This window comes from Paenibacillus sp. JT22N1 (assembly GCF_059692155.1).
Genome location: NZ_JCAUAW010000004.1, coordinates 232,555 through 247,809 on the forward strand (window position 1 = coordinate 232,555; position 15,255 = coordinate 247,809).

The 15,255-nt window shown below is 47.3% G+C and carries 12 protein-coding genes and 1 pseudogene; 7 read left to right on the forward strand and 6 right to left on the reverse strand.

The features are described from left to right. Nucleotides 1–2: 2 nt before the first annotated feature. Nucleotides 3–797 (reverse strand): sugar phosphate isomerase/epimerase family protein, encoded by a 795-nt coding sequence (locus tag AC58UU_RS10180; RefSeq protein WP_497315564.1) that lies wholly within the window; start codon nt 795–797, stop codon nt 3–5. 26 nt (nt 798–823) lie between these two features. Here AC58UU_RS10180 and AC58UU_RS10185 point away from each other — a divergent pair, with 26 nt between their 5' ends. Continuing rightward, a complete protein-coding gene (locus AC58UU_RS10185) occupies nt 824–985 on the forward strand; it encodes a hypothetical protein (RefSeq protein WP_497315226.1) in 162 nt (53 codons plus the stop codon). Nucleotides 986–1,000: 15 nt separating this feature from the next. On the opposite strand, the gene AC58UU_RS10190 is transcribed toward AC58UU_RS10185, so the two are convergent. The 3 genes from AC58UU_RS10190 to AC58UU_RS10200 all read right to left on the reverse strand — a co-directional run bounded on the left by AC58UU_RS10190 (nt 1,001) and on the right by AC58UU_RS10200 (nt 5,199). After that, nucleotides 1,001–1,948, reverse strand: a complete 948-nt coding sequence (locus AC58UU_RS10190) for a hypothetical protein (protein ID WP_497315228.1) — start codon at nt 1,946–1,948, stop codon at nt 1,001–1,003. Between the two features lie 18 nt (nt 1,949–1,966). After that, on the reverse strand, nt 1,967–4,189 hold the full coding sequence (locus AC58UU_RS10195; protein WP_497315230.1) for a DUF6259 domain-containing protein: 2,223 nt from the start codon (nt 4,187–4,189) through the stop codon (nt 1,967–1,969). Nucleotides 4,190–4,365: 176 nt separating this feature from the next. Then, nucleotides 4,366–5,199, reverse strand: coding sequence for an AraC family transcriptional regulator (locus AC58UU_RS10200; RefSeq protein WP_497315231.1), 834 nt, complete (start codon nt 5,197–5,199; stop codon nt 4,366–4,368). 149 nt (nt 5,200–5,348) lie between these two features. On the opposite strand from AC58UU_RS10200, the gene AC58UU_RS10205 reads away from it, so the two are divergent. Next, entirely contained in the window at nt 5,349–5,609 is a 261-nt protein-coding gene (locus AC58UU_RS10205; RefSeq protein ID WP_497315233.1) for a hypothetical protein, read from the forward strand. 36 nt (nt 5,610–5,645) lie between these two features. After that, complete coding sequence (locus tag AC58UU_RS10210) at nt 5,646–5,834, forward strand: hypothetical protein (RefSeq protein ID WP_497315235.1); 189 nt, start codon at nt 5,646–5,648, stop codon at nt 5,832–5,834. A 201-nt stretch (nt 5,835–6,035) separates the two neighbouring features. On the opposite strand, the gene AC58UU_RS10215 is transcribed toward AC58UU_RS10210, so the two are convergent. After that, nucleotides 6,036–6,290: a hypothetical protein gene (locus AC58UU_RS10215; RefSeq protein ID WP_497315237.1), complete on the reverse strand. Its 255-nt coding sequence runs from the start codon at nt 6,288–6,290 to the stop codon at nt 6,036–6,038. A gap of 107 nt (nt 6,291–6,397) precedes the next feature. Between AC58UU_RS10215 and AC58UU_RS10220 the strand changes: the two genes are divergently transcribed. From AC58UU_RS10220 to AC58UU_RS10230, 3 genes and pseudogenes are all read left to right on the forward strand, one after another. Beyond that, on the forward strand, nt 6,398–6,562 hold the full coding sequence (locus tag AC58UU_RS10220; protein ID WP_497315239.1) for a hypothetical protein: 165 nt from the start codon (nt 6,398–6,400) through the stop codon (nt 6,560–6,562). Nucleotides 6,563–6,721: 159 nt separating this feature from the next. Then, a pseudogene (locus tag AC58UU_RS10225) lies at nt 6,722–7,183 on the forward strand (5'-3' exonuclease); the annotation flags it as partial. Nucleotides 7,184–7,451: 268 nt separating this feature from the next. Further along, on the forward strand, nt 7,452–12,440 hold the full coding sequence (locus AC58UU_RS10230) for an S-layer homology domain-containing protein (protein WP_497315241.1): 4,989 nt from the start codon (nt 7,452–7,454) through the stop codon (nt 12,438–12,440). A gap of 163 nt (nt 12,441–12,603) precedes the next feature. Here AC58UU_RS10230 and AC58UU_RS10235 read toward each other — a convergent pair whose 3' ends face one another. Further along, nucleotides 12,604–13,467: a helix-turn-helix domain-containing protein gene (locus tag AC58UU_RS10235; protein WP_497315243.1), complete on the reverse strand. Its 864-nt coding sequence runs from the start codon at nt 13,465–13,467 to the stop codon at nt 12,604–12,606. A gap of 176 nt (nt 13,468–13,643) precedes the next feature. Here AC58UU_RS10235 and AC58UU_RS10240 point away from each other — a divergent pair, with 176 nt between their 5' ends. Continuing rightward, nucleotides 13,644–15,128 (forward strand): tagaturonate epimerase family protein, encoded by a 1,485-nt coding sequence (locus AC58UU_RS10240; protein WP_497315245.1) that lies wholly within the window; start codon nt 13,644–13,646, stop codon nt 15,126–15,128. Nucleotides 15,129–15,255 lie beyond the last annotated feature (127 nt).

Consider the following 15,255-nt stretch of genomic DNA (forward strand, 5'->3'; position numbering starts at 1 on the left):
GGTTACACGTCTCCTTCAGGTTTTGATAATGAAACAGGATAATGCTGCTTCAACCAGCGCAGGCTGTTTGCGACACATTCGAGCGGCGGCTTCTGGCAGCTGTCCTGCTCGATGATGAGCCATTTGACCCCGGCCGCGCCCGAAGCGGTGATGACAGCCGGCAAGTTTACTTCGCCTTGTCCCAGTTCAAGCGTCTGTATCCGATTGTCCGCACTGCGGTTGAAGTCTTTCAGATGCAGCAGCGGCAGCCTTCCCACATAACGGCCAATGTAATCAAGCAGATCCTGCTTCGCGTACTGCACCCAGCAGACGTCCATCTCAGCCTGCACCTCATCCGCGCCGGTGGAAGCGTACAAGGCATCAAAAACAACCTGCCCGCCGATCCTGCTCTCGAACTCAAATGCGTGGTTATGATAGCCGAACTGCAGACCGTACATGCGCACCTCTGCGCCAACCTCCTGAAAGTATGCGAACAAGCGGGTCCAGTCTTCCTCAGTCTTCCTTTCGCTATTAGGTACAATGGGGCAAATCAGATATTGTCCGCCGATGGTTTTCAGATACTCGATTTCGCCAAACAAATTATTGCGGATATTGGATAGACTTACGTGACTGCCGATCGCTTTCAGGCCGAGTTCATCGAGCAGCGCGCGCAGCTCTACAGCCGGCGTGCCGAAGTATCCGGCGAATTCGACGCCTTCATAACCGAGCTCCGCTACTTTGCTTAGCGTTCCAGCCGGATCGGCGGCCATATGATCCCGTAGGGTGTACAACTGTAATCCAATGCCCATACGTTGCAATGCCGTCACCTCTTTCGTAAATTAAATTGCTAATAGACTTCTTTGTAACCGGAATAACGCCGCAGATTGGGAACGCCTTGCTGGCATTGCCGGCGCCGTTAGGGCTGTTTCGGAATTTTGCTAACAAGATGTTCCCTGAGATGGCGACTATGGCGACCATGCGCTGCATAACAGGAATCGTCGCTTAAATAGCATTGATCGCGTCAGTTTACCGTGTTAAGGACATATTTGGCTTTTTGCAACCAGACATCACCCGGACTGACGCTGCATTCTCCGGAGAAGTCGAAGTACAATTTGTTGTAGAGCTCCGCATTCGAGACGTGATGATTTTCATTCGGGAACCATACGTTCCGTTCTTGAATCTCCAGTTCGGCGGAAATCCCAGACGATGTTCCCCATGCCATCACTTTCCTGATACCGGGACGTTTCCGATTCGCTTCATGGGTAAATCCATCCCTGGATATATCGTAAGATTCAGGATCGGAATCGCAGCATAGGCGATCGGTTATTTGGTCGGCCGAAGCCCCGAGTAATTTCCGTTTGATCGGCAGCATGGCGAAATAGGAGCGGCTCAGCGCCGTGTCGACAAGCCATTCGATCTCTTGGTCCAGGCAAATCCGGCTGGAATGGATGCGAAACAATTTGCAATGTTTGGCTACGGGGATGCTTCTTGTCGGATCTACAATCCATTGTCCTGCCGATAGATGCTTGATATCCCGGAATAATCGGGAATGAGAAATAAAAGTGATGGATCTGCATGTAAATGTACCGGGAATGCTCGGATCCTGCTCCACATCGTCGAAGAAAAAACGGGCGTTTAACATAATCTCGTCCCCGTGGGCATTTCCTCCCATGAAATCCGAGGCGTCCTTTTCCATGATTGCGCATTCCCATTCGCCTCCGTGCACGATCGGACCTGATCTGACGTTCGAAAACGAATACGCGCCGGTTCGTTCGACCTCGTACACCTCATGCATTCGCCATACATCCAAGTTATGATTCGGTTTGACGGCATCTGCATCGAATGGAACCTGAAATCGCTTCAACTGATAATGAAGATAACGGTTGCTTTTCGGATTCGTTCCTTTGATATAAAAATGTATTGCGTTTGTCTGCTTAATGACAACAAGCTCAGTAGGATCGCTGTTCATTTCCGGCATCATTGCCCCTTACATCTCGTCGTAAAGAATATGAATGAAAGCCAGTCTTGCCGATGCTGCGGTGATCTGCATAATTGGCTCTCCCTCGTGCGTCAACGGAGTGACACTGAGTATTTTGCAATTTGAAGCCGGCTCGCCTTCGTGAGAATCTGTCGCTAACTCATACAGAACAGCACTCTTCACAGTCCGTCCCTTCGGTTTGAAATCGATCGTCCATGCCGATTCCGGATTCCGGCTGCATACGGTTATGATCGTTTTCCGATTTTCAAAACGGAAGGTCTTTGCCGTTACTCCAGACGTCGAATGAACGATTTCGGTATCATCAAGAAATGTTCCTTGGCCGTAAAGCTCCAGCCACTGCTTTCGCAGCCGGACAACCTTCATCACGTAGTTCAGCATGTCGGGATCGCTCTGGAACGTATTGTCATTTTCAAGGTCATACATCCACAAGTAGCATCCGATCAAAAACGCCCGGTCGATCATGTCCCGGGAAACCTGGGAGACGTGTACAGGACGCATGGCCTGCTTTTTAGAAGGGTAAATCATATCGATCAGCCTCTGATCGGGGAACGTATACCGGTACAATTCCGGAAAAGCTCCGCTATGGTGATAAAAAAATGTCGAGATCAGCTGCCCGCATATTTTGTTTCCGTGAATGTCGGTAACACCCTCGTACATCGAGCCGATGGCGAACCGTTCATTGACCTGGTCTAGAAACTGACCATATCCGATATTCCATCCGTCGTGGCGGTGGTTATGATCCGCGCGAAAGCAAAACGGCGGCGGCGACATTCCCAACTGATCGAAGTACATCGAGTCCGCCCCTATTTTGTCCACCAAAAAGCGAACCGTTTCGAACAAATAGTGCCGCCAGCCTTCCGATCCATTGCATAAGACGGCAAAAGAAAGGTTGTCGTCGCCGTAACGTTCGATCTTCATAAGTCCGGTACGGTTGTGTACGGCATAATCATCTCTTAATGATGCAAGCTCCTCATACTTCATATTCAATAATTTCGAATTGATGTAAAACGCCACATGACCGCCGTTCCGGCGAATCGCCTGAACATGTTCAGCCAGCTCCTCGGCGGTGCCCAGTTCCGGGTCGGGCCGATAAATCGGGAAGCCATGGTCGAAACCATCGACATGCCAGCCGGACAGGAGCAGATGATTGAGTCCCATTTGCTTTGCTTGCTCATAGAGCCGGGGCAAGTCCCGAAACTTATGAACAATTGTTCCATCCTGATATTTGAAGTCATAATGGGCTACGAGTCCGGCACTCTTTGCAAACCATTCCGGAACGGCGATCTCGCGTTCGCTGCCGACTCCCTTCCGCCATCCCCGGTACCGGTCCGCCCCCCAATGCCAATCTCTCGGATGAATTGCAACGGCATATCGTCCCGAATTCCATGTTTCTTCATTTTCCAGGAATGGATACCGAATGGCATAGAAGCCCATGCCCGGCTCGGCGGGGCCGAACGTTTCGCAATGCAAGCCTGCCACGTGAAATTGCTCATCGTAGGAGGCAAGATAGAGGCCATGGCTGTCACTGTAATAATCCAGCCACATCATGGAAAGAGGCCCGGAATATCGATGCTCCCGAACAAACGAACCGTCCTTTTCCCTTTTTGAATTGACTCCGTTTAAATAGTAGTTGTACTTGTAATCCTGCCACTTCCAATGGATGATGGAAGGGGGGGCGGCGTATGTTTCCACTGCATTCGTAATTTTTTCACCGGCATTGAACGGATAGACAAGTGTATCGTCTTGCCACGTCTCTCCCCAGTACACGCCGAATAAGCATGGAAAACGAACCTCTTCCACGACGATATCCGGTTCCTGGTGCTCCAACCGGATCGTCCAAACCGTCTCCGGATCGCCCGGAACAATCCGGACGCCGATCTCCACGGCAATGTGAAGATCCCCGACGGGGGAGTGAAGGTATTCGTACCGCATCCGAATGTCAGAGATGCCTTCCTCAGACGAGGCTAAACTGATGTGCGGTTTCAGCTTGTTATTGACCGCCGCTTCGCGAGAAGCCGGGGCTCCGACACAAAACGGCTCTTCACTGCCTTTTCTCAGCATCAGAGCGAACGGCATACTGCGATTGCGAAACCAATTTTTCAACAGATTTTCGCCGGTAATGTTGTTCACGAGCTCCACAAGTTCGCCTGTCACGCTGTCAAAGGCAAGACCGACGTATTGGTTTTCCAGGCGAATTTTCCGCTTATTCATCTGATTCCTCCTGTCCATCTTTTGTGTGATTTAATCATGATTATCTTGCCGTTCGAAGGGGCTCATTCGTCTCCTTTATCCACAAATAATCAGATTAATTGATTCTACAGGGGACATTTTAATATATATTCGTGCGGTCATCCATGAGTGGAAAAATTGTTATTTGAACAATTCAATCAATAATAAATTTGCCTGGAGCGAAGAGTCATCTCCCTGAGCGGCATGAATGCAACGGGGTGTCCTTTCTGAACGGCTGATGGTGCAAGTCCGGTACATGTTTTAAAGACGCGGTGGAAATGGGATTGCTCGCAAAACCCGAGATGATCGGATATTTCCGCTATCGTCATCCCGCTGTTCTTGAGCAGCTCACAGGCTACGGATACTTTGACTTGACGAATGTATTCAACCGGGGTTTGTCCAAGCGTTTCTTTGAACAATTTGGTTACATGATTTGGCGAACGCTCAATGTGATCGGCGAGATCGGACAGGCGGAGCGGTTTGCAATGGTTGTGAATAATGTAGGACTGCAGCCGATTCATCAGATCCTGCTTGACTGCGGACACGCCTTGTTTCCGGGAATGTTCCTGAATGACCCACCCGAGCAGCTCCGTCAAGATTCCTTCGCAAATCAGCTCGTTGCCGGACGTTTGGTTGAACCATTGCATTAAAAGGACGGAAAACCGCTGCTTAAAGTAGATTTCGTTTTGGATTTTGCAGGTAAAGAAGCCGTTTGCCCTCAAAGGAGCAAGAGCGGCATCCGCATTTCCTGTTGAAGTGAAGTGGGTGGAATATTTCTGGTGCAGCTCTTTGTCTTCGTTTTGACAGGAACGGCTCGTTCCGGCCGGAATGAACATCACGTCGCCTTGCTTCAGCTCGACGACTTGATCCAAAAGATGGTAGACTACCTTTCCGCTTGTTACGAAAATCAGAATATGATGCGGCACTTTTTTGTCGTTGATGCTCCATTTTTCGATGCGATCGTCATAAATGACAGATTTGATAGAAAGCATGTAACGGCCTCCTTGAGATTTTTTTTTGAAGGTTAATGATTGAATTATATAAACAGCTTTGTTATTGTTCGTTGTCCCTGTGGTAATATTCATATTAAAATTTTAGCATATGATCGGATCGATAGGGGGGATTGGATGAGTGAATTGTTGTGCCGAACGGAAACGATTCTTGGTTATTGAACGGAGGATTCGAGAGTGGAGTGGATGGAGATATCACGTGGCCGAAATATTGGAGTCGCGGCTCAGTAACGGAAGCGGCCTATGCTTACCGAGATGCAGCCAGTTCTTATCGAGGCGGATCCGGTCTGCATGACGGCGGCAAAGTGACGATTACGAATGCAACGACTGGTGCCGTTTTGGCGGAAGTGCCGTTTATGAGCACGACCTTGACACAATTGATGAATCATTGAACGTAACAGCAATCTGAACACCATCGCTGATGTTTGTTGGCAACTGATACTGCCCGGAATAAAGTTGCCTTGGTAACGGCGCCAGAAATTGGCGAGCAAAAACTTATCCAAACGCTTCGCGGTTATAAAGCAGGGGCAGCGATGCGGATCTCCTTCTATGGAAAAACAATTGGAATAGGCAAAACTGAGTTAACGATTGACGAAATGTCTGTCGTTTATGAGTGAAAATCTGGCACAGAGTCCATCTAGATAGCGGCTTTTGCAGGGTGCTGTACCATTGTAAACGGGGGGCGAGTTGCTACATTGGCAGCCGCCTCCTTTCCATTGGGGGAGTGAATGAGGATGAGCGATGTTTTGAGTAGGGGTCGATCAGAAGGACGGCGGTATTTTTTAATGCTTTGATAATAGCGGTGGGTCGCTGATTAGTCATGATAAATACATATGGTCGCAAGGAAGGATGGTATGGCTGTTCGCCATACCCCGCAGGAATCGAATATGAGTCTGTGCGAAATTTTCTTGTCTCGTATCTACTCCGAATGGAGCAGTATAGCTTTTTAGCGAAATGATACGCATTCGAATCTCCAGTTGTTTGTGCATAGGACGAAACAACCCCGCAAACGTACTTGTGGCATATGAACCTCCGTGTTCCATCGCTTTCGGTTTTCCGTATCGGTCGGTCACGAACGTACAAACCTCTTCCTCAATAAGCAGCAAACTTCTGCAGAAAAATCAAGCCGTGCTTGGCAAGCGCCTGAAACGCATCTCTCTCCTGTCGCTCAAAACACGACATGGCCAACTTTCATGGAATTCCGATGATTATGCTCAATGCTGCACAGGAGCTGGTCGAAGCTCCCGAGAGTTTGAACGACTCGGATGCGCGAAGATTTCGAAGTGACGCGGATGCTTACATGGAAGAGGTAATGGAACGATTCGTCGGCGAGCGAAATGTTTAGCACGAGATGGTACTGTTTGACTCCGGCGAACGGTGGGGGCAGGTTTTCGACCGTTACGTGAATCCTGGCCACGCGATTGAAGATATGTGGTTCGTCATGCATCAGGCATATCATGACGGGAATAACCCGCGCATTCGTACATATAGTCCATCTACGAAGGTACAGATTCTCATTGGCGATCACGATATGCTTCAGCTTGTAAATGAGAATACGGAAGTCATTATTATGAAAAAAGGTCAATCCAACTATATGGTGTATACGCTGGAAGCCCTGATGGAAGAGAAAAGTCTAGCACCTGCTCAAATTATCGATTTGAAGGGTTTAACCGGAGATACGGCGGATAACTATCCGGGGGTAAAAGGAATTGGTGAGAAAACTGCGACCAAACTGCTCTTGGAATATCAGGACATCGCTGGGATCTTGGAAAATTTAGCGGCACTGCCGAAAGGTGTTCGCGCCAAAATTGAGGCTGAGATCGACATGCTGCATTTATCACGTGATTTGGCTACGATTCGCTTGGATGCGCCTGTCGCTTGTGCGCTTGAGGAATGCGGATGGTCGATGGAGCGGGAGAAGTTCGAGGAATTGGAATTCAAGGGCTTGATGAGATTAATTGGATGATCAAATTAAACAGGGACAGGGCATAAGAATGAGCCGTTGTCCCTGTTTTTTTTACGTTCGGGTGAGTCACTCCTTCACATGTAAAAACCCCAAAATGATGATCCATTTTGGAAAATGTAGGTTGTCAGTTGCCATTTTAATGATGATTTTATCTTTTAATGATTTATTTTTTGAAAGGGTTTCCATACGATAGGAGGAGGATTCACTCTACAGCAGAATAACACTGCGAACTTGGTGGGAGTGACAATTGAGAAGAGGGGTTGTTGTTGTGACGAGAGCGTTTGGTAAAAAAAACAGTTTGCGATTAATTCGCGTACTTAACATCGTACTCGCGATGACTTTGATCATCGCCTGGGTACCGCTATGGTCCCCAACTGTACATGCTGAAGAAGACGGTGCTGGCGCAGGTGCAGCAGCAGCAGCAGCAGGAACGCCAGGTGGGGTGGATGCCAGTGCATTAAGATTGTGGCTTAAAGCTGATCCGGACAGCGTAACTCATAATGCCAATGGCGATGTTACAGAATGGAGAGACAGCAGTTCGAACGGAAATAAATTTATAAATGACGGTACAATCGTCGGAACCGCGATTCGTCCTAAACCAAAGTTTGTAAGCTCTATTGACCCTAAAGCCATAAATTTTCAACCCACAATTAAATTTGGCCGTAGCGGGTCAAGTATTTTACAAGATGTTGACGGACTGTTCGCAGACAATGAAATAGTTAATTATGCGAGTGTTTACACCGTAACGGGGGGATTGTCTAGGTCGGACCAGAGTTCTCTTGTTTTTTATCAAACCTTAAAAAATAACATGAAATTAGGGGCGTTTATCCCGAATTATTCCACAAATACCAAATTGAGTACGTCTTATTTTGATGCGGGTACTACTGCGTCGGGAACTGGAGATCCGAGAATAAGTGCAGCTTATCAAATTCCCTTATTGAATTATAACGTATGGGGATTCAATTTTGACGCGAATCCGACGGTCGGGAACGCGGTTTATCAGTCTATATCCCTCGATGGTAAGGTGGTAGCTGAGTCGACTAGCCCCCGTCTTCCGATTGTTGGAGCGATTACTCCTATGGTTCTCGGTTCCAATGGCTCAGGAGCCGGAGGTTTTGGCTACGATGGACAAGTCGGTGAAATGATCATTTTCACCAATCCACTCACGACGACGCAGAAGCGTCAGGTAGAATCGTATTTGGCCATCAAGTTCGGTACTCCTCTTAAAGAGGGTAATTACTTGTCCGCTGGTTTCTCACCGCAGGTTGTTTGGGATGCAGCCGTTAATGCTGAATTCGGTAACAATGTAGCTGGCATAGGGCTTGATCAAATGGGAGCGCTGGACCAAAAGCAAAGCCGAAGCAGTGAAGGTCCTGCTGCATCTCAAGTATTAATCAGCGCGAAACAAGCGTTAACGGATAAGCAATATCTGCTCTGGGGCGATAATGGAAGCACAAGCCCATCAACATCCTATGGGCAGGGCTTTAAGAAGTTGGCACGTACATGGAAGGTACAGAATACTGGAAATGTCGGGCAAGTGCAAATAGCCATTCCCAAAAGTGTAATTCCACTAGGAGGCGTGCTGTTAAAAAGTGATAGCAGCGGTTTCTCGAATACGACGCTAATTCCAATGAGTTTGGCTCAAGTTGGGGGAGCAGATTATTACGTTGCCGAAGCAACTTTATCCAATAGCACCTATTTCACCTTCGCTGAGAAGTTACCGGAAATTCAACTTTCCTCACTCGAACTGTGGGTTGGAACCCAACAAATTACAATGAACACACCATTCGTTCCATTCAAGTCAAACGGGTACGAGGCTGTTGTTCCGCAAAACACGGAGAACATCCGAGTAACTGCACAAGCGGAAGCTGGAGCCGCAGTGAAGATAACTTTGAACAATTATGTAAACTCTGGGATGTCGGTGACGGATCCCACCCAAATATCGTTAGTACCGGGAGTAAACAAACTAACCATCAGTCTGTCAAAGGATGATGCAATAAATGAGTATCATGTTGACTTGATCCGCCGTTTGTCTAAAGGGGAGAACGGCAAAATCGATCTTTATGCAGGAACTGTCACGGCTAGTTCGTATCAGCCGAATACGACTAATATCCCTACCAATGTAGTGGATGGTATTTTGACAGATGATAACCGTTGGTCGGCCTCCGGTCAAGGAGAATGGCTACAATTCGACTTGGGACAACCTGAGACAGTTACGTACTTAGATATTGCTTACTTAAGCGCAAGAGAACGGCAGTCCAATTTCGAAATAGTAGGCTCAAATGATCCGAAATTTGCGACGAGCGAAATTTTATTGCCAAAAAGAAAGAGTCGAGCTCTTCTACCAACGGATGCAGCGATGCAATCCTATGTTTTGACAAACCCAATTTCTGCACGTTATCTGCGAATTGTTGGATATGGTAACACCGCCAGTGGGAGTTCGGGTAACTGGAATAGTATTATAGAAACTGCACTATTTACGGGAATATCCCCTAATATTGTTGAACCTGTGGAACCAAGTGGACCTCCGCAAGCAGGCGATAAACCTGTGGGCGATTTGCCACCGATGAAAGTTGTGAAAGTGAGTTCATCTGAGCAACTTCAGAATGCGCTTGATCAAGCTGCTAAAGGAACGGTAATCGAGCTTCAAAACGGGATTTATGAACAGAACGGACCGTTTGTAGTGAAAGATAAGCAGGGTACAGCTGTACTTCCGATTCGCATTATTGCGGCGGAGCAGGGTAAGGCAGTTATTACAGGTAATAGCTATATGCACATTGAAAATTCTGGCTATATTGAAGTATCGGGACTTACATTCCGAAATGGAATTGGGACAACCGGGAAAGGCCAGACGCTGAATTACAGAGGAGTGGACCCTGATCTTGTTTCTACTTTGACAGGTGTACACCCGGGCGTTGAACTGCATAATTCTAGCAATGTGTCTATTCTACGCAACACCTTTGCACTTGACGAGACAGGTCAGCCTTTCCGATTCACCATTACTGAAAATACGATAAGCAAAACAGTTTGGTGTTTAATTGGGGTTGAATATAGCTGCCGATATGGCGGCGGAAGCACATACACGCCTGACGGAGCTGTTTATGTCGGAGATACCCCTCATACAAATCCCACTCTGGAGACCGACAACGGAACCAACCGACATTATATCCGTGTCGAGGGCATAAGCAGCCATAACCGGATTGCTTATAATGATATTGGTCCTAAGAAAGGGTTCGGCGCAGTGATCACATATAACGGAGAGCCGGGGTATACGGTTTCGGAGTACGATGTGATCGAGTACAATCATTTCCACGACATTGGTCCACGCGTGTCAAATGGCTTGGAAGCAATTCGCCTCGGATTATCCGGTTTGTCTCTGGCTTCTGGTCATATGATAATCCAGTATAATTTGTTCGACGGGCTCAATGCTGAAGATGAGATTATTTCCGTGAAGAGCAGTGATAATATAATCCGCTACAATACGGTTCGAAATTCGTTCGGAGGTATCGTCGCACGACACGGGCATCGCAACAGCTTTTATGGCAATTTCATTATCGGCGATGGTAAGAAGGCTGGCATGAGCGGATTTCGTATTTACGGCAATGATCATAAAATTTATAACAACTATATGGAAGGACTTACCAACAGGATTATTCAGCTTGACGGGGGCACCGTAGACGCAGGTTCGGACGGCGGCACCAATCCAACTGTTAAATGGGGAGAAGGACCGGATCAGTCAGCGTTGTTAAGAACGCTGTCGGAAGAGCGCCAGACAGAGCTTTTACGTGGGCACTGGCGCCAGTACAACGTACAAATATTTAACAATACAATGGTGAATGTAGGAAACAACACAAATGGCTTCTATATTGGCGGAAGAACCTTCCAGCCAGTTGGAACGAAGATCTACAACAATCTGGTCTTTAGCAACGCAGGCACGATATTTAATGAAACATCCTTAATAAAGGATGTAGATCGACCGACTTATGTTGGCAACATGGTGGACGGAATTGCAGCGGTATCCGCTAATGCAACCGTTATCGGCGCGACATATAAAGGAGATCTGAAGCTGGTTCGCAGCAGCGATGGTTTAATCCGACTATCAGCACTCAGTCCGGCCATCGATGCGTCACAGAGCATGTATTTTGCCTTGGATGACATGGACGGACAAACGAGACGTACGATTTCCGATGCAGGAGCTGACGAATATGTACCTGGAATCATGCCTACCAACAGACCGATGACAGCGTCTGCTGTCGGACCGAATGCAGGCTTAACGGGTCCAATTGAAGAAACCGAGCCAGGTTTGAGCGATCTCCAGCTGAAGCCGGACCTCACGCTGAGTCCAAACTTCACTTCCAATGTAGCCTACTACACGGTGACAGTTCCTTCAGGAACAAACAGCCTGAAGCTCATCCCTGCCACGCTAACAAGCAATTCAGTTGTGATGGTAAGTGTGGATGGCAATGCACGTCAATCCGTCTCTAACGGGGAAGAAAGCAATTCGTTGGACATTGGTCAAAATGGGAGCGTTATCCTGATTGAAGTAGCGCTGCCTTCTGGGAAAAGCAAAATGTACACTATTTTTGCAAGACGCCAGATGGATAATTCATCTTCATCATCAGGGTCAACAGGATCATCAACGTTGCCAACGATACCAGCACCTGTGCCAACACAAGTACCTGCACCGCAGCCAACACCAACACCTCCGACTCCACCGAGGACAGGGGAAACCTTTGTCGATGTTGTCTCCCATTGGTCGTCAAAAGCAGTCTCCAAGGCTACTGCAAGGGGGATTGTGCACGGTTATGAAGATGGCAGTTTCAAGCCGGACGAACCAATGACAAGAATGCAATTTGCCGCAATGCTGGTTCGCGCATTGGGCTTGAATATTAAATCTTCAGGACGTGAGTTCACTGACCAGGCAGATATCCCGGATTGGGCAACGGGAGAAGTGGCTGCAGCGCTTGATGCGGGAATTCTTCAAGGGTATGAAGACAATTCCTTGCGTCCCAACGTACCAATTAACCGGGCTGAGATGGTCATCATGCTTTTAAGAGCGTATCCACAGAGGGAAGATACGTCAGTTGCCCCATCCTTCAGCGATAGATCGCAAATTCCATCTTGGGCGGTTTCAGATGTATCTCATGCAGTAGCACTGGGTCTCGTCGATGGACGGGAGAACAACCGATTTGCACCGATGGAAACGGCAACCAGATCTGAAGCTGTAACGGTAATCATACGTATGCTAGAGAAATAGAAACAACAAGTTGAAATAAGATTACAGGAACCGCTTTTCCGAAAGGAGGGCGGTCTTGTTGTCTTTATTGCCTGATCTGTGCGGCAGTTTGCCCAAAGAATGGATCGAGAATAGGGTAGCTTTTATGGAAATTAGTTAGCCGTGTTTATCGGTAATGCTTAGCTTAAGATAAAACTGGACTCTTGCGATTGCATTCCTTCCGGTAACGAAGAGGTGTCGTTTTGGTCATTTGACGGAAGACGCGTCCGAACTGCACAAGTGATCCGAAGCCTACCTGCTCAGCGATCAAAATAACTTTAATTTTCGTGCTCGTCAGCAGTCGCTGCGCTTCTTGCACACGAACGAGATTCACATATTCAACAAGTGAAAATCCAGTGATTTCCTTGAACATCCGGCTTAAATAGGCCGGGCTGATTTCGAATCGCTCAGACAGCTCTTCCAGACGGATTGGTTCAGGGTAATGAATATTGATAAATCTCACGATGGTGGAAATTTTCCGATGCAGAGGTGAAACGTGTTCGGGAGATGTGGACGGATGCATAAGGACGAAACGTGCCGTGAATAGCAGAAGCTCGGTTAAAGATTGCCGCAATGCGAAAGTTTGCCCAAGCTGCGGCTCCTTCGCTTCATGAATCAATTTACCAAGAATGTCCTCCACCAAACGCCGAGTAGGCAAATCCAGCCGCAAAACGGGTGTAGCATACGTGAAAGCATCGAGAAGAAATGGAGCATCCTCTTTGATATTCGCTAAAAAGCTATCATCGAAATTAATCACTACACGCGCATGTCCTAAGTTGTCCGAGTCTGATGTCGCATGAAGCTCACGCCGATTAATGAGCACAAGGTCTCCAGGAAGAATGAGATACGAACGATCACGAATGAAATACATACGCTCACCTTCGTACAAATAGTAAAGCTCGTACATGTCATGCATGTGTTGAGTCCTCTCGAAGGAACCTGAACGATGAATATGTTGGATATAAAATGGGCCTTTATCTTCATTACCGAAGGTGACAGTTTGTGACATAGGTACGACTCCTTTGGTTCTCAATGATTATTTGAAGTATAGCATGATTTTTGTGAAAAATATGAATAGTTTTAACGAAAAATAAGAAGAGATGATGAGAAAATTTTCGTACCTTGCGATATGATTAAGCTATGAGAAATGAGTAAACGCTTGCAAAACAAGGGAGGATTTACACAATGAAACAGCTTATCGAAGCTATTAAATCAGGAAATATAACGACATTTTCTTCACCGGATGTGAAAGTGTATGTATCATCCTATACGCATGTAGGTAACACTTCCCTTCTAATGGTGAGAACAGCGGCAGGTAAGAAGCTTATCGCTGCAGGCGAGGGAGAACTATACGACCAACTCGTTGGGGAAAACGTGGATGGCGGCAAAGTGGCTTCATTATCTCACGAAAATCGTCTAACGCTTAACCAATTTCTTCCATTTACGGCTCCGCAGGCATTTGGTACACAAGTAGCTACAATGGGTTTAGGGGATCGACTTGGGATTGCAAGCCCTGGACATATTCAAACGATTCGCGGCAAAGACATTCGCCCTGTACTTGCACAGCAAAGTATTCGTGAGCTCGCGCTAACAGGTCGAACGTATGAAGATGTTTTGGACGCGGCTGCTTATGCTGTATTCCAAGAGGGATACAAAGATGGGTATGGCGCAGACGGAGATCATTTGAAGAAAGAAGAAGACATCGAGTATGCGCTGCGTCTTGGTTTTACGATGCTGACACTGGATTGCTCGGAAAATATCGACAATACCATTGAATCCATGTCCGAAGCTGAAATCGCTGCAAAATATGAACAGCTGCCAGCTAGCTTGCGCAATCATTATGAAAAGCGTTACCTAGAGACAGCAGCTAATGTTCCTGGAGCAACGCTTAACTATACACGTCAAGCTTTACAGAAAGATGTCCTGATCTATGATGCAGCGATTAATTTCATGGAAGCTATCTTCCGTAAGTATATCGCGCCACTTGATCGCGCTGTCGATTTTGAAATCTCTATCGATGAAACGGCTACGCCGACATCTCCAGAAGCACACTACTTGGTAGCTAACGAGCTTCGCGATCGCGGGGTTACAATTTTCAGTATGGCGCCGCGCTTCTGTGGTGAATTCCAGAAAGGAATTGACTATATCGGCGATATCGCTCAGTTTGAACGTGAATTAGCTAGCCATGCCGCGATTGCTGTGCATTTCGAATACAAGCTGAGTATTCATTCCGGTAGCGATAAATTCAGCGTGTTCCCACTCATCGGGCAGTACACGAACGGCCTGTTCCATATCAAAACAGCAGGAACGAACTGGCTCGAAGCGGTACGTGTCGTAGCGAAAGTAAATCCTTCCCTATACCGCCGCATGCATCAGTATGCGCTTGATCATTTCAGTGAGGCTACAGCTTATTATCATGTGACAACTGATATTAACGCTATCGTTCCACTGGGTGAAGTGACGGATGCCGGTCTACCGGATTACATGGAAGAAAACAATGCTCGCCAACTGCTGCACATCACGTATGGCTTGCTTCTGCAAGCGAAGAATGACGATGGCAGCAAACAATTTGCGGACGAATTTTTCGAGACATTAGCCGAACAAGAAGATGCCTTTGCTGAAGGTCTCCGCTATCATATTGGCAGACATTTAGAGCTACTGGGTAAATAATTATAGAGTCGATCTCCAGATGAGGAGGTCGGCTTTTTATTTGGTGAGTTGTTAGGGGAGATGCCGTTAATCGGAGTGAGACATATTCGTCCATCGCTTGTAGACCCGTAAGGATTTAAGTATGATT

Bases quoted from the DNA above. Each gene is read 5' to 3' on its own strand.
- AC58UU_RS10190 (WP_497315228.1), bottom strand. From the start codon at position 1,948: ATGAACAGCGATCCTACTGAGCTTGTTGTCATTAAGCAGACAAACGCA.
- AC58UU_RS10195 (WP_497315230.1), bottom strand. From the start codon at position 4,189: ATGAATAAGCGGAAAATTCGCCTGGAAAACCAATACGTCGGTCTTGCC.
- AC58UU_RS10200 (WP_497315231.1), bottom strand. From the start codon at position 5,199: ATGCTTTCTATCAAATCTGTCATTTATGACGATCGCATCGAAAAATGG.
- AC58UU_RS10220 (WP_497315239.1), top strand. From the start codon at position 6,398: ATGGCCAACTTTCATGGAATTCCGATGATTATGCTCAATGCTGCACAG.
- AC58UU_RS10235 (WP_497315243.1), bottom strand. From the start codon at position 13,467: ATGTCACAAACTGTCACCTTCGGTAATGAAGATAAAGGCCCATTTTAT.
- AC58UU_RS10240 (WP_497315245.1), top strand. From the start codon at position 13,644: ATGAAACAGCTTATCGAAGCTATTAAATCAGGAAATATAACGACATTT.